Consider the following 20,804-nt stretch of genomic DNA (forward strand, 5'->3'; position numbering starts at 1 on the left):
CACAGTGTGCAGGGCAACACTTGTTTGGCGCAATGCCCTTCAAAAATTTCTTTTTCGCTGGTTAACTCGTTAGCCCAGCCGGGCTGCATCACCGAATTGAACTTGCGAGGCCAGAATCTGGAGCTTCTGCCACCAAGCGTGGGGCAGTTGCGGCGGCTGCGCTTGTTATTCGCCCACGAGAACCACCTGCGGCACCTACCCGAAGACCTCACGAAGCTGGACAGCCTGCGGGTGTTATTTCTAAACAAGAACGGCTTACTGGACTTGCCGCCAACAATCGGTAACCTGCACCGACTGCGCCAATTGCAGATAGAGCAGAATATGCTGACCGAGTTGCCGCCCAGCATTGGAACGCTAGACAGCTTGCATTACCTGCTAGGCGCGTACAACAACTTCACGTCGCTACCCGAACAACTAGGGCGGTTAGCCCAGCTAGAGTATTGCGATATTTCGCACAATCAACTGCTTTATCTGCCTACTTCCATTAGTGCCTTGCGCGAACTGCGCTACGTGTACCTCAACGACAACAAGCTGCAAAGTTTGCCCGCTCAACTTGGCGCACTCAGCAAGCTACAGGAGCTGAACGTGAGCAACAATCAGCTAGAGCAGCTGCCGGCCAGTATCGGCGACTGTGCAGACCTGAAGGTTCTTATTCTATCGGGCAACCAACTCAAAAGCTTGCCCAAGAGCATTGGCAAGCTGACCAACTTGGAAATGCTGATTGCCAATGAAAACCAACTAACGGCGCTACCCCGCTCGATAGCAAAGCTGAAGAAGCTGAAAACGATTATTGTAAAGCAAAACGCCTTCACACCGGAAGCCCGCCGCCAAGCAGAAGCCGCCTTGCCGGACACGAAATTCTATTTTCAATGAACAGTACCTTTTCTCGTTTCCAGGTGATTGGCCGCCCGCTGCTACTCGGGCTGGCGGGGGTGCTGTTCTCGTTTGCGGTACTGCGTAAAACGCCGGTTGAGCAAGTGAAAGACTATTACAGCAGCCACCTCCGCCAGCTTCATTCTGCCCTCACCCACTTTCAGGAAGTCACTTACCAAGCCGACACCACAGCGCTGCGCGCGCAGTTTGCCGCGTGCCGGACAGAATACAAGCAATTGGAGTTTGCCGTGGAATACTACTATCCACACGCGGCCTCGCGCATCAACGGTGCGGCTCTGCCCGAAACCGAACCCGGCGAGCCCGGCGAAGTCATTCCGCCCACCGGCTTTCAGGTGCTGGAAGAATTTGTGTACGCCGCGCCTGACTCCCGGACCAACCGGGACCTAATTCATCAGGAGCTAGATAACCTGCTGTACCAGGTGCGCCATTTAGAACAGCAGGCCCCTACTTAGCCTTTTCCGACGCTGAAATATTCGACGCCGTGCGGCTCAACTTGTACCGTTTGGCGGCCAAAGGCATATCGGGGTTTGATTCGCCAGCGTCTCATGCGTCGTTGCCAGAGGCGGCCGTCACGCTGAAAGCAAGCCGAGACGTATTGGCTGCGTTTGATGTACCCAAGCTTTAACTGCGCAATTAGAACAATGTGCGGCGGCTGTGGCGGCACCCAACCAAGACTTCAATAGCTTCGACCGGGCCCGGTTCTTTGTGCGTTACTTCAACCCGGCGCTAGCGTCGCTACGGCAGGCGCAGGTGCAGTTGCACATTCCGTTTGTCGCGGCTAAGCGGGCCTTACGCGCTGATGCAGTTGGCTATTTTGTAGCCGATGCGTTCGACGCTTCCTTTTTCGCGCCCGCCGATGCGGCGGCGCCCACGCCTGCGGTACTCGCCTTGGGAGAAGCGTTATTCAAGGAGCCTGTGTTATCGGGCAAGGCGGGCCGTTCGTGCGCTAGCTGCCACGTGCCGAGCCGCGCTTACACCGATGGGCTCAAGGTGAACAGCTCGTTGCTGGCTGATGCTGGCCTAGAACGCAACACCCCCACCCTGCTCAACGCCGCCCTGCAACCCGACCAATTCTACGACAGCCGCGTGCATTATTTGGAAGATCAAGTACACGCTGTGGTGTCCAACAAAGCCGAAATGGGCGGCCAACTGAGTGAAGCTCCTGCGCTGCTCCGCAAGAAAGGCACCTATGCCAAACTATTTGCCAAAGCGTTTGCCAACGACAAACAGCCCCTCACCGAACACAACATTCGGCGCGCCGTAGCCACCTACGTCCGCTCCTTGGTGCGCCTCAACAGCCGCTTCGACCAATACCTACGCGGCGATACCACTGTGGTAAAGCCACAGGAAATCCTCGGCTTCAACCTGTTCATGGGCAAAGCGCAGTGCGGCACGTGCCACTACATGCCCCTGTTCAGCGGCACCGTGCCGCCCCTCTACGACAAAACCGAAAGCGAAGTGCTCGGCGTGCCCGCCACTGCCGATACGCTGCACCCCAAGCTAGATGGAGACCAAGGCAAGTTTCTGCTCTACGGCGTTGCCCACCAGAAGCATGCCTTCAAAACGCCCACCGTCCGCAATGCTGCCCTTACCGCGCCTTACATGCACAACGGCGTGTACCAGACCTTGGAGCAGGTCATGGACTTCTACAACAAAGGCGGCGGGGCCGGCATGGGCCTAGACGTACCAACCCAAACCCTAGCCGAAGACCAGTTGAATTTAACTCAGACCGAGCAACAAGCAATTATTGCCTTCATCAAGTCCTTGTCGGATGCGCGGGAGGTGGCGTATTGACGTAACAGCGGGCTCCTGCTTGGTGCGTCATTTCTGACGCACCAAGCAGGAGCCCGCTGAGCCCTCAGATGCTGCGCCACTCCTAGCCATGCTATTACTCGAAGCGCGACCTTCGCATCATCCGGTTTTTACTAGGTCACAGCAATAGCAAAACTACTGAAATCTACCCACGTGGCCCAGAGTACTCGCCTCACTTCGCCGTTGATAACCTGAGACTGTAGAACCAAGCCTCCGGGAAGCATACTTGAATTGGTATGCTTCCCGGAGGCTTGTTGTATATACAGCGTAGCTTGCAGGACCTTACGCCTACCCCAGGTTTCGACAATCCAAATGGTAGCTATCATTTAAAAATGAAAAGAAAACTTTTGGTAATAGTGACCCTTGGGATACTGATAATAGTGTCAGTAGCATTTATGTTCTACCAAGGACTACTAAGGTTAAATTATCCTTCCTATGAACAGTTTCCTATTCAGGGAATTGATATTTCTCATCATCAAGGTGACATTGATTGGAATGAATTAACAAAAGATAAGATTTCTTTTGTATTCATAAAAGCAACCGAGGGTGGAGATTTTAAAGACCCGAAATTTCAAGCAAATTGGGCAAATGCCAAAAACACAAACCTTTTAGTTGGTGCATATCATTTTTACAGACTTTGCAAGACTGGAACTGAGCAGGCAAACAACTTTATGTCAACTGTTCCAAAAAATGATAAAAATCTGCCACCAGTGATTGACTTAGAACTCGGAGGAAACTGCCAAACTAACAAGACTGACGAACAAATAATACAGGAAATTCAGGACTATATTAACATAATAAAAGAGCATTATGGACAGGCACCTATTATTTATGTAACAATTGAATTTTATGATAAATTTTTACAAAATCGTTTTACAGACTATCCTATTTGGATACGCGACATACACTCCAAGCCTGAACTCTCCGATAAAAGGAGCTGGACTTTTTGGCAATTTGCTAACAGAGGGCACATAAAAGGTATAAATGGATATGTTGACTTCAACGTATTTAATGGTGACAAGAGTAAATTTCAAGAATTAATAAGAAAAGGTGAATAACACGGGTTTTATGTTAAGCAGAGCAATGTACAAACTTGAACTTTGTGCTGAAATTAATTTAAGCTAATCTTATTTGCTATGCTTTAGCATAGCGGTACATTTTGCAATAATGAATGCTATTACTGCACAAGGCTCAAACTGTCCGTTGAAAAACAGAAAAGCCCCGCTCAAAGCACATAGCTTCGGCGGGGCTTTTTCTTTACTAAGGCAAAGATTTACATCTCCGCCAGTGCTTCCCAACGGTCGTTGAGTTGGGCTAGTTCTTTTTTCACCTGCTCAAATTTCAACGTGGCGTCCTTCAATTGAGAGGCATTCTGATAGATCTGTGGGTCGGCGAGCTGCTTTTCATAAACAGCTAGTTCTTTTTCCCGCTCGTCAATTTTCTTTTCCACTTCAGCCAGCTCTTTCAAGGCTTTTTTCTGGTCAGGTGAAGGAGTCTTGGCAGGTGCGGCTTCTACTTTGGGCTCGGATTTGGGCAGCGGCTTAGGCACCGAGGGCGAAGGCAAACCCGCTTTCTTGGCGGCCTTTTCGCGGTCTTCCTGCCACTGCTCGTACTCGGCGTAGGTGCCGGGGTACTCTTTGAGCTGATAGTCTTCAATGTACCAGATCTTGTTGGCCACATTCTCCACGAAGAACCGGTCGTGGCTGATGACGATGTAAGTGCCTTCGTACTGATCCAGAGCCTGAATCAGGATGTTCACCGACTGCATGTCCAGGTGGTTGGTCGGCTCGTCGAGGAGCAGGAAGTTGGCTTCTGAAATCAGGGTTTTAGCTAAGGCTACGCGGCTTTTCTCGCCCCGCTGAGCACCTTGATTTTCTTGTAGACTTCCTCGCCCGTGAATAGGAACGAACCCAGTACGGAACGCAGCTCCATTTCAGTGCGCCGCGAACCAGCCTCAATCATCTCTTGCAGAATCTCGTTTTCGATGCGCAAGCTTTCCAACTGGTGCTGCGCATAGAACGACATGATGACGTTGTGGCCCAACTGGTGGTTGCCGTTGGTGGGCGCCTCCTGACCGGCCACCAAGCGCATGAGCGTAGATTTACCTTTGCCGTTGGCTCCAATGAGGGCAATTTTGTCGCCACGCTCGATGTGCACGTGCGTGTCGCGGAAGATGATTTTCTCGCCGTATTTCTTGCCCACGTGCTCCATGCGCAGAATGTGGCGGCCCGGCGTCACGGTGAAATTGAACTTGATGTTCACGCGGGCATCATCACCGGCTACGTCCTCGATGCGCTCCAGTTTGTCTAGGGCTTTCACGCGGCTTTGGGCCTGCTTAGCCTTGCTGGCCTTGGCCTTGAACCGCTCAATGAAGCGCTCGGCCTGCTTGATTTGGGCCTGCTGGTTCTCGAAAGCGCCTTTCTGAATCAGGTTACGCTCTTCTTTTTCCTCGATGTAGTACGAGTAGTTGCCAGCGTAAGGCACCAGCTTGCCGCCCGTCACTTCCACAGTGGTGTTGGTGGTGCGGTCCAGGAACTCCCGGTCGTGACTCACAATGATAACGGCACCTTCGTAGCCCGCCAAGTAGTTCTCTATCCACTTAATCGACGGCAAGTCCAAGTGGTTGGTTGGTTCGTCGAGGAGCAGCAGTGAAGGTTGCTGGAGCAGGATTTTGGCCAGCATCACGCGCATGCGCCAGCCACCCGAAAACAGCTTCAGTGGCTTTTGCAGCTCTTCGGTGGTAAAGCCAAGACCTTCCAGAATCTCTTCGGCGCGGGCCTGCATGGTGTAGCCGCCCAACGACTCGAAGCGCTCCTGCAAATCGGCCAGCTTCTCGACCAAGTCATCGGTGTAGTTGGTTTCAAACTCCTGCAACACCGCGTCGATCTTCTTCTGCACTTCCAGGGCTTCGGCAAACGCCTGCATGGCCACAATCAGAATCGGCTCGTGCGAGTCGTAGCTAAGCAAGTCCTGGTTCAGGAAGCCTAAGCTGACGTCCTTGCTCATGGAGATGCTGCCGCCGTCGGGCTTGTACTCGCCCACCAGAATGCGCAGCAGCGTGGATTTGCCCCGGCCATTGAGCCCAATTAGGCCAATTTTATCCTTGGGCTTTATGTGGAGGTTGGCTTTGTCGTAAAGCGTACGGGAGCCAAAATGAAAGTCTAGGTCGCTAATCGAAATCATCCTACTTTGCTATGAAGCTGCAAAGGTACGAGGTTTAGGTAGAGGAGCTTTATTCAACTCCTGTTAAAGACCAGAACATAATGCTCTGATAAAAAATCTCATCTTTTTCCCTAAGGAAAGGCACAACCAACGGGTGACTATTCTTCCGAAAGCACGAATTGTGAAAGCGCACTTGCTATGACCTAAATGGATATAACAGACAAACTACTCCTTATCCTGGATTTGGATGAGACGCTTATCCACGCCTCAACCAAGGAACTAGACCGGCCGGCTGATTTTACCTTATTCGACTATCATATCTATATACGCCCTCACCTAACAGAGTTCCTCATCGGTTGCAGTCACCATTTTAGGCTGGCCATCTGGTCATCGGCCTCCGATGATTACGTGGCAGAAGTGACCAAACATATTGTTCCGGCTTCTATCCCGCTTGATTTTGTTTGGGGCCGGAGCCGCTGCACCTACTGCTTCCACAACGCAGCCTTCGAAGAATTAGGGTACCCCGATTCTCACAGTCACTACGATTACGTCAAGGTACTCAAGAAACTTCGGCGGCGCGGCTACGATTTGGACAGGGTACTGATAGTGGATGACACGCCCTCGAAGGCCAAGCGCAACTATGGCAACGCCATTTATCCTACCGAATACCTTGGGCAATTGCATGACAACGAACTAATCCTGCTCTTACGCTATTTAGCCCAGTTCAAGGATGTAGGCAACGTTCGATCCATTGAGAAAAGAGATTGGCAAAATCGTACGGACCTTGTTTGGGAGACAAGCTCATAAGGCTGGTACGCTACGCTTGCTTACAACCGAATAACTATTTCCATCTATTCCACCTGCAACTCCAGCAGCGTATCAATGAAAACCTTGTTTGCCTGGCTGCTTTTACTGCTGCCAGCGGCGGCTTCAGCCACTAGCACTGATACGCTCAATACGCGCTTGTATCAGCATGCTCAACTGGCCCCACCCACTACCAACCTCCGCAATCTGGTAGCTTATCTTAAACAGGGCACTACTTCCGAGCGGGAACGGGCCGAAGTTATCTTCTACTGGATAGCCGACCACATTAGCTACGACTGTGAGCTCGAGAAACGGGCGTATATCACGCCAGCGGCAGTTTCGATTGATAGCATCATGACGCGGCAGAAAACAGTCTGCTCGGGTTATGCGCGCCTGTACGCTGCCATGGCGACGTATGCGGGAATAGAATGCCAAACGGTAGCAGGTACCGCCGCCAATCGTTTTGGCGAAGGCATGCACTCTTGGAACGCAGTATGTATCGACAAGCAATGGCTGCTGATAGATGCCACGTGGGGAAGCGGCGGCACCGTAGACCAAACCGACCGTTACGTTAAGCGCTTGGACCTGCGCTATTTGTTTGCTGACCCCAAATTTTTGGTGACCACTCATTTTCCCAACAACAGCCGCTGGCAATTGCTCGATAATCCCATCAGCCTAGGTACATTCCAGGGCATCCTGTGGAAACACAGGCGGGAGTCGCTGTACCAAGACGAGGTGTTCCAAGCCTCTACCAACAGCACGAGTATCTTGTATAAAAAGAACTTACGGTAGTTGGAAAAGAACAGAGGTTGTAGCAACCCGACCAGTACCAACCGCCTAACTACCTTTCGCGCCCGCCGTACACTTCGGCATGAAGCCTGCCCTCCCACTCTTCGCCTTGCTGGCTCTGGCCGCTTGTAGCTCCGAACGCGAATCGGCGGGGCGGAAGCAAGAGGAAGTTATACCAGATGCCGTGAAGAGCGAGGTATCCACAACGGAAAGAGTAGGCGAAACGGGCCGCAACCACGCCTACATCCGACGCTTCTACATGAGCAAAGGGCGCTTCTACGTGACGCTGGATTACATTCAGTTTCTGACCGGCAAGACCGCCGTAGCGGCGGCCCGGCGCAAGGGCGACGCCCAAGTGGAAGTGGTGAACGGCGATTCTATCTACTCCGTGTTCGATGACCACTACATCGTCAACGACATTGTCAGCCTGCGCACTTTCCCGTTGAGCGAGCAAGCTATTATCACCCTTTGGGACACGTCCGGCGACTTGCGTCAGTACAGCATTACGCCGGCCCAACTACTGGACAAAGGCAAAGCCCTGATTCGCTATGCCCCTTTCATTATTGAAACTGCGCAGGGGCGGGTTACGAGTATCACGGAGCAGTACGTACCGTAACAGGTACCACGTGATATAGAATTGAGTACTTGCTATCAGCTTTCGGGAACTGCACGCGCAGAGAGTAGCAGAAACGTGGGCACTGTACAAGTAGCCGCGCATCAGGCGAAAACGTCGGCTGCATTCAGCAAGTATCTTTCAAACTCCATACGAAGCCAGTACAGAGTGTACTTCCAAGGCTTTGCTTATCAGCAAGTCACTAAGCTTTAAGGTGAATAGGCTGCGGGCAATACCCACTGAGCACTACTTTCTACAGATATTTTTTCACTGACAAATGCAGTGAAACCAGCAACTTGCGGCCCTATGTGCGCCTCAGCTGCTACGTGCGGCGGCCTGCTTTATTGTTCTTACGCTACTCTCCTACTATGCGCAAACTTCTCCTGTGTGTATTGTTCCTGCCACTTGGCCTGACCAAGGTTGCGGCGCAAGCAGCTTCCGCGCCCATTGTTATCGAAACCAGCCACACGAGCTTGGTTTTCGCGGTGGGCGACAATAAAAAGCTCTATCAAACGTATGTGGGTGCCAGGCTTGCCAACCAGCAGGACTATAAAAGCCTGCCGAACAACCACGAAGCCTACGCCCCCGCTGGCACCGACAATCTGTTTGAGCCGGCTATTCGGGTGGTGCACCCCGATGGCAACCCTTCCCTTAGCCTGGCGTTCGTGGGGGTGGAAGCCAATAAAGTGGGCGACAACGTGACCACCACCATTCGGCTGAAGGACCCGCAGTACCCGGTGGAAGTGGCACTGCATTTTACGGCGTATTTCAAGGAAGATGTCATTAAGACGTGGACGGAGATTCGGCACCAAGAGAAGCGGCCGGTGCAACTCACCAACTACGCCTCCGCCATGCTACACTTCGATGCCGGCAACTACTGGCTCACACAGTTTCATGGCGATTGGGCCGAAGAGGTAGGCATGCAGGAAAGCCAGCTTACGAGCGGCGTGAAAGTCATCGACAGCAAGCTTGGTACGCGGGCCAACCAGTTTCAAACGCCTACTTTCTTCTTGGCCCTCAACAAGCCCGCCGACGAAGTTACCGGCGAACTTATAGCCGGCACGCTCAGCTGGACTGGCAACTTCCGCTTTGCCTTCGAACTAGATCAGCAGAACGCCTTGCGTATTTCGGCGGGCATCAACCCGTACGCCTCGGAGTACATGCTACCGGCGGGCCAGCCATTTGTCACGCCCGAGTTTGTCTTCACCTACACCAACCAAGGCAAGGGCCAAGCTAGCCGCAACCTCCACCGGTGGGCGCGTCAATACAGCGTGCTCGATGGCACGCAGCCCCGCCTGACGCTGCTCAACAATTGGGAAGCCACCTTTTTTGATTTCAACGAAGCCAAGCTCGACAACCTTATTGGTGGGGCCCGCAAGCTCGGCGTGGATCTGTTTCTGCTCGATGATGGCTGGTTCGGCAACAAATATCCCCGCAACGACGACCAAGCCGGCCTTGGCGACTGGCAGGCCAACAAAACCAAGCTCCCGAGCGGCGTGGGGCACTTAGTGCAAACCGCGCAGAAAGAAAACGTGAAGTTTGGTATCTGGCTGGAGCCCGAAATGGTGAACCCCAAGAGCGAGCTGTACGAAAAGCACCCCGACTGGATTTTGAAGCTGCCCAACCGCCCCGAACACCTGAGCCGCAACCAACTCGTGCTCGACCTTACGAACCCCAAAGTGCAGGACTTCGTGTTCAACGTGGTAGATGAGGAGCTTTCCAAGGGCGTGGCGTACGTGAAGTGGGACTGTAACCGCATGATGACCAACACTTACTCGCCCTACTTAGGCAAAAACCAGAGTCACGTCTTTGTCGATTATGTTCGGGGCTTGTACAAGGTGCTGGATCGGGTGCGGCAGAAGTATCCGCACGTGCCCATGATGCTGTGCTCGGGTGGCGGGGGCCGCACCGATTACGGTGGGCTCCGCTACTTCACCGAGTTTTGGGCCAGCGACAACACCGACGCTTTCGAGCGCATCTTTATCCAGTGGAGCTACTCCAATTTCTTCCCGTCGCTAACGGTGTCCAACCACGTCACCAACTGGAATCGGCAGCAGTCCATCAAGTTTCGCACCGACGTGGCCATGATGGGCAAGCTTGGCTACGACATTGAGGTAGACAAGCTGCAACCGGAGGAACTAACGTTCAGCCAGCAAGCCATCAAGGAGTACAAACGCCTAAGCCCGGTTATCTGGCAGGGCGACTTATTCCGGCTCCGCTCACCCTACGAAAGCAACCAGGCGGCCCTGATGTACGTGGACCCTGCCCAACAGCAGGCCGTGTTGTTTGCCTACAACCTGCATACCCGCTACAACGAAGTGGTGCTACCCCTAAAGCTCCAAGGCCTCGACCCTGCCCGGCGCTACCGCGTCACGGAAATCAACCTGATGCCCGGCAGCAAGTCGCCGCTGGCTGCCAACAGCCAAACCTATTCGGGCGACTACCTCATGAAAGCCGGCATTCTGGTGTCGCCCGGCAACGCACCCGCTCTTACCAGCCACGTATTGGAACTGCGGGCGGAATAAGACGCGAGATATCCGTTGTGAGCTGTTCGCATCAAGGGCACAGCAACTCACAACGGGTAACTGATTCAGCTTTATGCGTGCAGTTGTCGTACAAGGAAGAGTTTCTCACTTTAACTGTTCCTAACATGGCAACCACCAAAGCACCCGCCGATACCGACCAACCACTTGACGAACGTTCCAACAATGCCGCTCAAGGCAAGCAAGATGCCGGCGTAGTTGGCCAAAGCAGCGGCCGCCCTAGCTACGGCACCGGCGGCTACGAACTAAACCTAGACGCCGAAGCCGGCGACCAAGGCGGCTCCGGCAGCGCATCCTCCTCGACCAGCAAAGCCCCACAAGAATCGTCGGAAGACGACAAGTAGGTATAGCTTACAAACGAAGAGCCCCATGAATTATAATTCATGGGGCTCTTCGTTTGTAAGCTATACCTACTTGTCCAAAATACAGGGTTATCTTCTTCATAACTACTTATCCTGTGCACGGTGCCTGCATATAGGCAAGTTAGTCTTTATAAATTTTTCTATATCGCAAATAAATATACTCACTAGAAATCAGAACATAAATGACATATATTATCAATACGCCCATCTGTATTTCATAATACCCTTAACGATAATATTGCAACACTTACCATTTGGCCTCTTAAGGTTGGACAGCCCTATTGATCACAGTTACTTTTGGAAGTACAGAGTAGCTTTTATAAAACATAGTTGAAAAATCAAAAAACATGCAATTAGATGAATACAATTTATACTTATAAATACACACAGCTTAAAAGCTTACAAAATTATAATCATACCGCTATCTTTGGTAAAATTTATTTAGACAAAACCGTCTTGTCCTCTTATTACTCCCTTTCTGCATGAAGAAATTATTTACTCCGGTGGTTTGCAGCGCGCTTCTTGGCTCCGTCTTACTACAAAGCTGCGCCACTATTATTGCAACTCCTTCACAGACTGTGAAGGTAGTAGGGCAGCCTGCCGGTAGCGCTATTTATATCAACGATAAAGAAGTTAAAGCCAAGCCCATTGCAGGTAGCTCTGATGTTAAGATAAAAGTGCGGCGCAAGAAAAGCTCTGAAATCAAGATCAAGCACGACGGCTATAAGGACTACTCTGAAGTTGTATATCCAGATAAAAAGAATGCTTTAGTTTATATGAACTGGCTGCCAGTTGCAGGCACATTTTACGGTGTTGGCGCTACCAACGCTGAAGTGGAAGTAAGCCCGGTGATAGGCTATGGCTGGATAGTTGGAATCGGCGGATTTATTGTCGACCGTGCTACTGGCTCTGCTATGAGGCTCAACAAGAGTGAAATAAAGCCAGAAATGATGCGCCTGCCAAAGGCCGTTGCGAGCAGCCAAACAGTTCAATGTGGGCTGGTAAATGTGCGCATTAAAGGCGGCGATAAGATGGGAAACTTTATTATTCGCAAGAATCCGACGGAAATTCTCTACTTCGGTAAGTCGCTTGACGTGGATGCAGAGCACTTGAAAAACAATGCAAATAGCACGTTGAAAGACTTGGGGTATAACGTGCCTACTACGGAAGGCAAGAGTGTATTCTCAGCTGGGGTCAACTCACGTTATACTTTACAAGGCGAGATGCGTGACATAAAGTATGATATTCACGCCACGCACGAATATGAATCACGTGCCCGCTTCGAAACACATTGCACGGTAGAAGTAACTTGGAAGATCGTCAACCAAAACCGTCAATCAGTCTTCGAGCAAAAAACGAGCGGCTCAAGCATTAAATTTGAGAAAGGAGGCAGCGCCGCTTTCGAAGATGCCTTCGAAAATTCGCTTTACACTTTTCTGTCTAACAAGGATGTAGCAGCGGCTCTCGCTAAGCCTGCAGGTGCTACCGCCAGCACAAGCACTGTGGGCGCTACAGAGGAAGATAAACCGTCTCCTATTGCCCTGCACCGAGCTTTGCCTCTCAAGCCTGTTGGCGACAATGGTGTTAGTGCTGCTGCACGGTGCGTGGTAACAGTTGAAACAACTGACGGACATGGCAGCGGTTGTCTTGTTTCCAATGATGGCTACCTCATTACGAATGCTCACGTTGTGGGCGATGAGGAAACAGTGAAGGTACACATGGCCGACGGCGTTGAAGCCAAAGGCAAAGTAGTACGGGTAAACGCTAGCATGGACTTGGCATTGGTAAAAGTCGACGTCGACGGCTTATCAGCCTTTCAATTGCCAAGTGCTTCCACCACAGACTTAGGGGCGGATGTGTTTGCTATTGGTACGCCAGCCGATAAAGAGCTAGGACAGAGCATTACAAAAGGCATTATCAGCGGACGACGCAAAATTGAAGGTCACGCCTTTTTGCAGACGGATGTAAGCATCAATGGTGGCAACAGCGGGGGTGCCTTGGTTGCACGTTCGGGTCAACTAGTCGGTATCGTTAATGCCAAGTTAGTAGGTCGTGGCATTGAGGGTATTGGCTTTGCCATCCCTGCGGAACAAGTTAGCGAAGCACTTCAACTTAAATTTGTTGATTAAATAAGTTAGCTTTCTTTTTACCAAAAGCGGCAGTGCCTTAGTAGGGACTGCCGCTTTTAATTAATAGTCATATAAGCAAAGCTTGCGATATTCCCCTATCTCGTAAAAACCGGTGGTTGCTATTTCAGGCCTCTTGACGAACACAATTGTTTGTATGGAGCGCAACTCCTAGGTTTCGCGCCGCTTCTTTTTGGGTATGTTTAGCTGCTGATCTTTTGCCGTTGGCTTTCCTTTATTTCCTCGTAAATCCTACGGGTTTCTTTCACTTCAACACCCAAAGCCTCACCATATGTCAGGATGGCGCCGGCAAACAGTTCTAGTTCAGTTTGGGCTTTGCTGGAATTGACGTCAAGTTGTAGGGAAGTAGGGGTCTGGTACGGGAAAGACCGGGCTTTCTGGAAGGTTTGGTTGATGATATCGGCAGGAAGAGCAACGCCTTTTTTGTGCGCAATGGCTTCTATTTCCTGCATAATGGCTTGGGCCCGCTCATGTAGGGCCGGCTCTTCTTCCACTTGCCCAATCGACTTGTTGTAGCGCGCCGATACCAAGCCAAAGCTGGCGATAAAGAAGAACTTCGTCCAGATGGCGGGAAAGGCATCCTGCTGATACTCGATGGCAATGCCTGCCTTGGCAAGTAGCTCAACCAACGGCTGAGGCTGGTAATCCGGCCGTTGGGGGTCTTGGCCGACAATGATTCTACCCGGGTTGCCTTTGTGCTCTACCACCCCCTTCTCTTTGATGTGCGAGGCGACGTACACGCAGGCGGGCAGCACGATAGCCGCAGGAATGATTCGCCGGATTCGGTCGTAGATGTCTACGCCGTTCATTAGTGGCAGCAGGACTGCGTTGTCATGCAGCTTTGGCTTTAGCGCCGTGCATACCTTCTCCAAGTCGTATTCTTTGACGCAGATTATCACCACATCGATGTCTGCAAGCTCCGCAACAGTTTCCAGCAGCTTAGTTGGCTGGGTTGTGCTGTTGGGATGCTCGGGCGAAAGCAGCGTCAATCCGTGTTCTTTCACGACGTTATACGTGGCGCCTCGGGCTACGAAGGTGATGCTGACACTAGGATCTGGAGCATAGACCTGGGCCAGCTTGAACCCGAAATACCCACCAACTCCCCCAAGCCCGACAATGGCTAGTTCTGTTGTTTTCATTTCTTGCACTACCAGGTTGGAACGTGATACTGAATTGCTGGTGCGAGATACAAAAAAAGCCTCCCGAATCAGATTCGAGAGGCTTTCCAACAATAAGTTCTTTATCCTTTACCCCACAAAAGGTGGCTGAAACTGCGGTGCTATCCGCTTCTTGGAAGCTTGCTCGTAGGCATACGCCACCGTCAGCAGCGGGCCTTCGGTGTACGCACCGCTCACAAACGACAAGCCCACGGGCAGCCCATTGACAGCGCCCATTGGCACCGTGATGTGCGGGTAGCCCGCCATAGCAGCCGGCGACGATGAGCCGGGCCCACCGCCCGCATCCCCGTTTATGAGGTCAATAACACGAGCCGGACCGGTAGTAATACCCACAATGGCATCGAGCTTGTTGGAACTGATGGCGGCATCCAGAATCTGCCGGGCGCCAAGGTGCGACTTGCGCAGGGCCGCTTGGTATTTGGGGCTATTCAGGTCTTCTAGTTTCTGTGAGGCTTCCAAAATTTCCTGCTGAAAGAAGGGCATAGCCTTGGGCTTATTCTGAGTGTTAAAGGCAATTACGTCGGCCAGCGTTTTGACGGAGGCATTGGCCGTGGCCAGATACTTGTTCACGCCATCTTTAAATTCGTACAGCAGCACGTCGTACTCGGCTTCCCCGAGCGGGTCACAGGGCTTGTCTACCTCTACTTCTACCACCGTGGCACCTTGGGCTTTGAGCAGCTCCACGGCTTGCTTGAACAGAGGTATGGCACCAGAGGCGCCTTCCAGGTGCCGCTTCTCTATACCGATTCGCTTGCCTTTGAGGCCATTGGCATCCAGAAACTTGGTGTAGTCGGGCTGAATCTTGCCAGTGTTTTCCTTGGTCATGGCATCGGCCGGGTCTTGGCCGGCCAGGGCACCGAGCAAGATGGCCGCGTCGCGGACGTTGCGAGTCATGGGGCCGGCCGTGTCTTGCGTGGCGGAAATCGGGATAATACCGCTCCGGCTTAGTAGCCCCACGGTCGGCTTGATGCCCACCAACCCGCAGCACGACGACGGCGACACAATAGAACCATCGGTTTCGGTGCCGATGGCCACGGCGCACAAGTTGGCCGAAACTGCCGTACCCGAGCCGGCACTGGAGCCGCTGGGCGTCCGGTCGAGGATGTAGGGGTTCTTGGTTTGGCCGCCGCGGCTGCTCCAGCCACTCGTCGAGCGAGTTGAGCGGAAGTTGGCCCACTCGCTCAGGTTGGTTTTGCCGAGCAATACCGCACCCGCTGCCCGCAGTTGTTTCACAATAAACGCGTCCTGGGTTGCCTCATGGCCGGCCAGTGCCAAAGAGCCCGCCGTAGTTTGCTGTTTGTCGCCGGTATCGATGTTGTCTTTGATAAGCACCGGAATGCCGTGCAGCGGGCCGCGCACTTTACCGGCCTTGCGCTCTTTATCGAGTTCGTCGGCAATGGTTAGCGCGTCAGGATTGACCTCGATAACCGAGTTGAGCTTGGGGCCCGCTTTGTCGAGGGCATCAATACGCTTTAGGTACAGTTCGGTGAGGGAACGGGCCGTGTGCTGGCCGTTGGCCATTTTTTCTTGCAGCCCGGTGATAGTGGCTTCGTTGAGTTCGAAGGAATCAGGAGCTGCGGCCCCTTCGCCGGCAGTATCGGCTGCGGGCTTGGTATTGGCCTCGGTGGTGCAGGCGGTGGTGCCCAACGTAGTAAGCGCAAAGCCGGCCAAGGAACCGTTCCGCAGGAAAAGCCTTCTGTTCATTGTCAAGTTGTTTTTGCTGTAAGATAGAACGCCAGCCCTACTTCTTTTACCTCACCCGCAAACTATCCTCCCGATGGGTAGGCACCGAAATAATCTTGCGGAGTTTACCAGCCGCCGAAATGCGGGCGCCAGTGAGCAGGTTGCCATACACGGCACCCGTATCGAGGTTAAGCGAGTTAGATTCTTTATTGATTGTTGGTGCGTAGTCGAGGATGGGCGTGTGGCCAATGAGCTGCAATTTGCCGATGTTGCGGAGCGGCCCCGGTACCACAGCACGCTATCGGAGCTTTCTTCGTCGAAGGGGTCGAGGGTATCGGATATGCCCGCGTGGCTGGCGAAAACATGGTCGTTTTCCCAAAACAACGGCCGTTGCTTGATCCAGGTTAAGTGCGCTTCTAGCAAATCGGGCTGCGCGTCGTACTGGTCGATGGTCAAGGAGCCGCCCCACTCCGGCCAAGAGGTCGGAATATCATCTGGGCTGTAATAGTCCAGCATACCGGCTTCGTGGTTGCCTTTCAGGAATACAGCTTGCTCGGGATGCTTTTCGCTGAGCTCCATAGCCAAGGCCACGCATTCGGGCGCAAAGTTGCCGCGGTCCGTTAGGTCGCCGAGCTGAATTAGTCGTTCTTTTTTGGGTTGCCAGTGTTGCAGCAGTTCCAAAAAGGTGTGGTAGCACCCATGCACATCACCAATAACAAATAAGTCCATACCTAGCAGCGGCACGCCTATGGGGGTCACACCGAGGATTGCAAAATAGGCATTGCTTGTTTGTTGAGGCTAGTTTTCTTGTTTAAAGTTGCTAGCCGTCAGTGTAGGTAGTTATGCCGCACTGAGTCTATTACGCTGCTCCGCTCTGGGCTTTGGGCTTGTTGCGTTGGCATTTCTCGCCGCAGTACTTCACCTCGTCCCAGGAGTTGCGCCACTTCTTGCGGTACTCGAAAGGCCGGCCGCAGGTAAGGCAGATTTTAGTGGGCAGGTTTCCCTTGGTGAGTTTGGCAGGAACAGGCATAACAGAAGTGAAAAGCTACAACCAGAACGCTAGGTGCCGCTAGATGTTTGCTGCTCCATGTACGCGGCCTAGCTGCAATTAGCGACGGCCGCTGCGCTGGCGCCATTAGCTACATGTGCCACACTTGAGTTAAATGTCTCCCCTCCGGAGTTTGTTGTTTGCTGAGTGAAACAGTTCAGTCACAAAGAAAGAGGGCGGTTCCGTGCTGAAACCGCCCTCTTTCTTTGTGACTGAAGAAGCTACTTACCTAGTTGCTGGCGCAGCGCCTGTACTTCGCGCTCCAACTCCAGGTTGCGGAAGGTTACTTTCACTTCCAAGTCAGCGTAGGCACGCTCTAAGTCCTGCTCGCGTTTGCGCAGGGCAAACTCGGTTTCCTTTTGCTCGTGGATGTCGGTGCAAGTGCCAAACCACTGCTTGATGGTGCCGTCCTCGTTGAATTGAGGCTGGGCTTGGCCCAAAAACCAACGGTAGCTACCGTCTTTACTTTTGAAACGATACTCGATTTCGTAGAACTCGCCAGTGGCCAAGGAGTGACCCCACACCTGGCGGGCCCGCTCCCGATCATCGGGGTGGAGCAAGTTGTTCCACATATCGGGCCCGACGCTGTCGGCGAGCGTGTAGCCCGTAAAGTCGATCCAGCGCTGATTGAAGTACGTGTGGAACCCAGTTGGGTCGGTGAACCACACCAGCTGAGGAATGAAATCAGCGAGAAAGGAAAATTGGTCTTCGGCCTGCTGACGCAGCTTTTGTTCAGTGGAAGCGGTGGCACTCATTTACAACGACAATTAGCAGGGACGGGCAAGCTGGATTTCCATGCCCGACTGAAAATACAAGTTAAGCTGACTCTGTAAGCCATCGGTGGAGCGGCGCAGACGGGTGATAAGGGCCCGGGTTTCTTCTTGCAGCAGCTGCAATTCCAGATAGGGCCGGTTCAGCAAGCTGTCACGCTCCATGCTCCACTGACCGGAATTTTCAGCATCGAGAGCATGCACTTGCAACTTACCGGGCTGTAAAGAAAATTTGGTAGCGCGAGCCAGTGGGCTGTCCGGATTATTACGGTTCAGCACTCGGTCTTCCACGCACCATTCTCCATTCAAGTAGTCATCAGGCATCTCTTGCAGATTGATGTCGAATAGAGTTTTAGACATACGGGAGAGAAAGCAGAGAGAGAGGAGGTTGTAGGTGAAATTCAGTACGGCTGCGGACGCTATAAAGGTTGCGTCCAGATAATTTGTTTAATGGATTGAAACAGTAAATAGTTCAACTATTCCATGTTCAGAATATTCCGTGCCTCGCTTACTATTTGAAATCAGATTGTTGAGCTTGAAAATAAATTCAACGCGCCAAGAATAGCAGGCAGGTAGCCAATAGTCCAGCCAAGAAAACTGCCCGATTAGAAGACAGCAAAGGCACCAATTGTTCACTTAAAGGACAATTAAGCGGCGGCTTTTCTATTCAGCCTCACTTAGCTTTTTAGCTAGTCCTTCGGGCACGCCGGCGCTGTTGAGCATGCCACTTACCAGCCCTTGCCGCCACAGCGAGAACACCGAGTAGCGCAGTTCCCGACTAGAATTCACCTTTCCTGGTTTCAATTCCTCACCTGGCTTGCGGGGGTTGTTGTCGCGAAGGAAGACGCCATTAATCACCGACGTTTCGAGGCGGTGAAGGATGCCAGGGCGGTTTTCGCGGTTTAGTAGCTGCAACTTCAGGTCATGGTATGTTGCCCACAGAGTACCCCGTGCCATTTGGCGGTCGAGCTGCATCTGGAAATGCATCTGTTCAATCTGCCCGCTGCGCAAGCGTAAGCCGCGGGTTGGCAGGATCATGGGGTTGAGCACAGCTAAGGGCACAGCTCCGAAACGGCCGCTAATGGTATGGGTACCGCTCGGGTCGAGCACATTGGCCCGCAAGCTGAGTTGCGCAGGGCCTACGTGCTGCACCTGGCCGGTTACTTGCCCGGTCATGGGGTGGGCGGCATTCATGCGGTGTGGGTTGTTGCTCACGTTGGAAAGCTCCCCGGTAAGTTGTTGCATGGCCATCACGCCGGGTTGGGCGCTTCGGGGCGAGCGGTAACTCATCCGAATGCCCAAGTCGGTGAAGCGTACGTGGCGAACGTCCACCCGGAACGGCAATCGACCAATGGCATCAGGCGTCGCGACGGACTGCTTGGGATTAACCGGAAACCGCCCGTCACTTTCCGTCAGCACCCGCGCCTTACTGATGTCGAGCTGTTGCGCCAAGAGACTGCCTTTTTCCAGCAGCGCCTCTATGTCGAGCCCGCTCACCCGCATCCGCGGCACCCGTATCCGCACGTGTGCCGATTGGTGCCCCTTACCCCGCGCCAACGCCGCCACCGACATCGTAGGTGCCATGGCTACGTTTCCTAGCTCTAATTGTCGCCGACGAGTATCGGCGCTTATTGTTTGCAGGGCCAAGCGGTAGTACGGGGCATCGAGACTGAGGCGCGCTTCGCCGGTGCGCAGGGTCCAGGCACGGGCGTAGAAGAGTTGGCCTTTGGTGTCGGGTTGCAGGTGAATGTTGGTGCCCGTGAGGTTTACGTTTTGCACGGCTGGCGCCAGTTCCTGCCCCATCAGCTGCATCTTGGCTTCCGTGACGCGGAGCTGACGCAGACGAAAGCTGGGCAGATAGGGCTCTACGACCTCGTGCAACGGTGGCGGGGGTACGGCTGGCATGGTTGCTAGCAGGCGCAGCCCTGCCAAGTGCAAATCATCGGCCCGGAAGCGACCTCGCTGCAAGCCGGCGGCTTGTAGTCCGGTTAGTTCGAGGCGCGGCAGTGTTATATCGGCGCGGGCGTTGCGGGTACGTTGGTTGCTGATGGCTTGCAGCGGCACGAGCCGGATAGAATCGAGAGTAAGGTGCTGGTTTGCGGAAGAGAATTTGCCGTGTTGTAACTGTACCACGTGGCCTGGCAGTCGGGCCAGCACCGTGCGCACGTCTGCTGTTATTGCTGCCGCGTACCCAAGCCGCGTGGTATCGGCGGCGCCGGCGGCACTTAGGTACACATCGTGGGCCGTGAAGTTGGCTTGCTCGACTTGCGCCTGAGTTTGCTGAGAACTGCCGTAGCGCGCTTTCAAGTGCTGGAGAGCTACATAGCCGGCGCGCAGCCCTGGCAGGCCCAATGGCAGGCGCTGGTAGAGTGGTTTCGGGGTATTCTCCTGCGGGGCAGACGATATTTCTCCTAGCTGTAGCTGTATCCCCGTTAGCACTACACTATCCAGTGGTACTTCCTGTCGCCGCAAGGCCGCTAGTATCCCTATTCCGGCTACGCGCAGCTGAGCTAGGTCAAGCGAAAGGGTGGGCAGTTTGGTTGGGCTTGGCTTTGCGCCAGTAACTGAGCGCAACTGCACGCCGCGGAGCACCACCGTGCGCGACCAGAGGTGCGTGCGCAGATCCCCGATAACCAAGCGGTATTGGCCCTGGCTGGCTTTGGTTGCCTGCTTTTCCAATGTTCGGCGCAGCCAAGGATCGAGCAGGGATAGAGCAATGAGTAGCGTCGCCAGCAAGCCCACTGCAATCCAAAGTCCTACCCGCAGCCACGGCTTGGGGCCAGACGTATGGGCAACTTCGCGCACAGGAGGAGTTGAGGAATCTATCACGGCTTAGGGTTGGCATGCGCATACGAAGAACAAGCTTGCTAGGGTTGAATTACCAAGTAGTTGCAGTCAGATTAGCTACCGTCGAGCTTCCCGATCGAGCCCTGCCAAGCTCAGGGCGCATTACGTTTGGCTTGGCTATATTCACTGCTACTTGGTCAGGCGCTTTTCCC

18 protein-coding genes and 1 pseudogene are annotated in these 20,804 nt (G+C 53.2%); 11 read left to right on the forward strand and 8 right to left on the reverse strand.

Going from position 1 to position 20,804, the window contains the following annotated elements; genetic code table 11:
* The first annotated feature begins 6 nt into the window (after positions 1-6).
* From MUN86_RS15540 to MUN86_RS15560, 5 genes are all read left to right on the forward strand, one after another.
* The gene (locus tag MUN86_RS15540; RefSeq protein WP_245118979.1) at positions 7-873 is read left to right on the forward strand and encodes a leucine-rich repeat domain-containing protein; all 867 of its coding nucleotides are present in this window, start codon (positions 7-9) and stop codon (positions 871-873) included.
* The gene (locus MUN86_RS15545) at positions 870-1,346 is read left to right on the forward strand and encodes a hypothetical protein (RefSeq protein ID WP_245118980.1); all 477 of its coding nucleotides are present in this window, start codon (positions 870-872) and stop codon (positions 1,344-1,346) included. Before MUN86_RS15540 ends, MUN86_RS15545 begins: the two co-directional genes overlap by 4 nt.
* 29 nt (positions 1,347-1,375) lie before the next feature.
* The gene (locus MUN86_RS15550; protein ID WP_245118981.1) at positions 1,376-1,519 is read left to right on the forward strand and encodes a hypothetical protein; all 144 of its coding nucleotides are present in this window, start codon (positions 1,376-1,378) and stop codon (positions 1,517-1,519) included.
* A 29-nt stretch (positions 1,520-1,548) separates the two neighbouring features.
* Positions 1,549-2,688, forward strand: coding sequence for a cytochrome-c peroxidase (locus MUN86_RS15555; protein WP_245118982.1), 1,140 nt, complete (start codon positions 1,549-1,551; stop codon positions 2,686-2,688).
* A gap of 254 nt (positions 2,689-2,942) precedes the next feature.
* Complete coding sequence (locus tag MUN86_RS15560; RefSeq protein ID WP_245118983.1) at positions 2,943-3,764, forward strand: glycoside hydrolase family 25 protein; 822 nt, start codon at positions 2,943-2,945, stop codon at positions 3,762-3,764.
* A gap of 215 nt (positions 3,765-3,979) precedes the next feature.
* Here MUN86_RS15560 and abc-f read toward each other — a convergent pair.
* Positions 3,980-5,889 (reverse strand): annotated as a pseudogene (gene abc-f, locus MUN86_RS15565) (ribosomal protection-like ABC-F family protein).
* 186 nt (positions 5,890-6,075) lie between these two features.
* Here abc-f and MUN86_RS15570 point away from each other — a divergent pair.
* The 6 genes from MUN86_RS15570 (at position 6,076) to MUN86_RS15595 (ending at position 13,108) form a co-directional block, all read left to right on the forward strand.
* The gene (locus MUN86_RS15570; RefSeq protein ID WP_245118984.1) at positions 6,076-6,675 is read left to right on the forward strand and encodes an HAD family hydrolase; all 600 of its coding nucleotides are present in this window, start codon (positions 6,076-6,078) and stop codon (positions 6,673-6,675) included.
* A gap of 75 nt (positions 6,676-6,750) precedes the next feature.
* Positions 6,751-7,464, forward strand: a complete 714-nt coding sequence (locus MUN86_RS15575) for a transglutaminase domain-containing protein (RefSeq protein WP_245118985.1) — start codon at positions 6,751-6,753, stop codon at positions 7,462-7,464.
* A 79-nt stretch (positions 7,465-7,543) separates the two neighbouring features.
* Positions 7,544-8,077: a hypothetical protein gene (locus tag MUN86_RS15580; protein WP_245118986.1), complete on the forward strand. Its 534-nt coding sequence runs from the start codon at positions 7,544-7,546 to the stop codon at positions 8,075-8,077.
* Positions 8,078-8,442: 365 nt separating this feature from the next.
* The gene (locus MUN86_RS15585) at positions 8,443-10,599 is read left to right on the forward strand and encodes an alpha-galactosidase (RefSeq protein ID WP_245118987.1); all 2,157 of its coding nucleotides are present in this window, start codon (positions 8,443-8,445) and stop codon (positions 10,597-10,599) included.
* A 125-nt stretch (positions 10,600-10,724) separates the two neighbouring features.
* Entirely contained in the window at positions 10,725-10,961 is a 237-nt protein-coding gene (locus tag MUN86_RS15590) for a hypothetical protein (RefSeq protein WP_245118988.1), read from the forward strand.
* 500 nt (positions 10,962-11,461) lie between these two features.
* Positions 11,462-13,108 carry a S1C family serine protease gene (locus MUN86_RS15595; RefSeq protein WP_245118989.1) on the forward strand — a complete coding sequence of 549 codons (1,647 nt, stop codon included), beginning with the start codon at positions 11,462-11,464 and terminating at the stop codon, positions 13,106-13,108.
* Between the two features lie 200 nt (positions 13,109-13,308).
* On the opposite strand, the gene MUN86_RS15600 is transcribed toward MUN86_RS15595, so the two are convergent.
* The 7 genes from MUN86_RS15600 to MUN86_RS15630 all read right to left on the reverse strand — a co-directional run bounded on the left by MUN86_RS15600 (position 13,309) and on the right by MUN86_RS15630 (position 20,610).
* Entirely contained in the window at positions 13,309-14,265 is a 957-nt protein-coding gene (locus MUN86_RS15600; RefSeq protein WP_245118990.1) for a ketopantoate reductase family protein, read from the reverse strand.
* Positions 14,266-14,373: 108 nt separating this feature from the next.
* The gene (locus tag MUN86_RS15605; RefSeq protein WP_245118991.1) at positions 14,374-16,008 is read right to left on the reverse strand and encodes an amidase; all 1,635 of its coding nucleotides are present in this window, start codon (positions 16,006-16,008) and stop codon (positions 14,374-14,376) included.
* 51 nt (positions 16,009-16,059) lie between these two features.
* Positions 16,060-16,746 carry a metallophosphoesterase family protein gene (locus MUN86_RS15610; RefSeq protein ID WP_245118992.1) on the reverse strand — a complete coding sequence of 229 codons (687 nt, stop codon included), beginning with the start codon at positions 16,744-16,746 and terminating at the stop codon, positions 16,060-16,062.
* A 100-nt stretch (positions 16,747-16,846) separates the two neighbouring features.
* Positions 16,847-17,017 carry a DUF2256 domain-containing protein gene (locus tag MUN86_RS15615; RefSeq protein ID WP_245118993.1) on the reverse strand — a complete coding sequence of 57 codons (171 nt, stop codon included), beginning with the start codon at positions 17,015-17,017 and terminating at the stop codon, positions 16,847-16,849.
* A gap of 239 nt (positions 17,018-17,256) precedes the next feature.
* Positions 17,257-17,790, reverse strand: coding sequence for a PAS domain-containing protein (locus MUN86_RS15620; RefSeq protein ID WP_245118994.1), 534 nt, complete (start codon positions 17,788-17,790; stop codon positions 17,257-17,259).
* A gap of 12 nt (positions 17,791-17,802) precedes the next feature.
* Positions 17,803-18,165, reverse strand: a complete 363-nt coding sequence (locus tag MUN86_RS15625) for a hypothetical protein (RefSeq protein ID WP_245118995.1) — start codon at positions 18,163-18,165, stop codon at positions 17,803-17,805.
* A gap of 303 nt (positions 18,166-18,468) precedes the next feature.
* The gene (locus tag MUN86_RS15630) at positions 18,469-20,610 is read right to left on the reverse strand and encodes a DUF748 domain-containing protein (protein WP_245118996.1); all 2,142 of its coding nucleotides are present in this window, start codon (positions 20,608-20,610) and stop codon (positions 18,469-18,471) included.
* Positions 20,611-20,804 lie beyond the last annotated feature (194 nt).

Origin of the sequence: Hymenobacter volaticus (assembly GCF_022921055.1) — a bacterium.
Lineage (GTDB): Bacteria > Bacteroidota > Bacteroidia > Cytophagales > Hymenobacteraceae > Hymenobacter > Hymenobacter volaticus.

Coding starts and splice junctions, on each gene's coding strand:
- MUN86_RS15585 (WP_245118987.1), top strand. CDS start 8,443: ATGCGCAAACTTCTCCTGTGTGTATTGTTCCTGCCACTTGGCCTGACC.
- MUN86_RS15605 (WP_245118991.1), bottom strand. CDS start 16,008: ATGAACAGAAGGCTTTTCCTGCGGAACGGTTCCTTGGCCGGCTTTGCG.
- MUN86_RS15545 (WP_245118980.1), top strand. CDS start 870: ATGAACAGTACCTTTTCTCGTTTCCAGGTGATTGGCCGCCCGCTGCTA.
- MUN86_RS15560 (WP_245118983.1), top strand. CDS start 2,943: ATGCTTCCCGGAGGCTTGTTGTATATACAGCGTAGCTTGCAGGACCTT.
- MUN86_RS15580 (WP_245118986.1), top strand. CDS start 7,544: ATGAAGCCTGCCCTCCCACTCTTCGCCTTGCTGGCTCTGGCCGCTTGT.
- MUN86_RS15570 (WP_245118984.1), top strand. CDS start 6,076: ATGGATATAACAGACAAACTACTCCTTATCCTGGATTTGGATGAGACG.
- MUN86_RS15600 (WP_245118990.1), bottom strand. CDS start 14,265: ATGAAAACAACAGAACTAGCCATTGTCGGGCTTGGGGGAGTTGGTGGG.
- MUN86_RS15620 (WP_245118994.1), bottom strand. CDS start 17,790: ATGAGTGCCACCGCTTCCACTGAACAAAAGCTGCGTCAGCAGGCCGAA.
- MUN86_RS15625 (WP_245118995.1), bottom strand. CDS start 18,165: ATGTCTAAAACTCTATTCGACATCAATCTGCAAGAGATGCCTGATGAC.
- MUN86_RS15595 (WP_245118989.1), top strand. CDS start 11,462: ATGAAGAAATTATTTACTCCGGTGGTTTGCAGCGCGCTTCTTGGCTCC.
- MUN86_RS15615 (WP_245118993.1), bottom strand. CDS start 17,017: ATGCCTGTTCCTGCCAAACTCACCAAGGGAAACCTGCCCACTAAAATC.
- MUN86_RS15575 (WP_245118985.1), top strand. CDS start 6,751: ATGAAAACCTTGTTTGCCTGGCTGCTTTTACTGCTGCCAGCGGCGGCT.
- MUN86_RS15590 (WP_245118988.1), top strand. CDS start 10,725: ATGGCAACCACCAAAGCACCCGCCGATACCGACCAACCACTTGACGAA.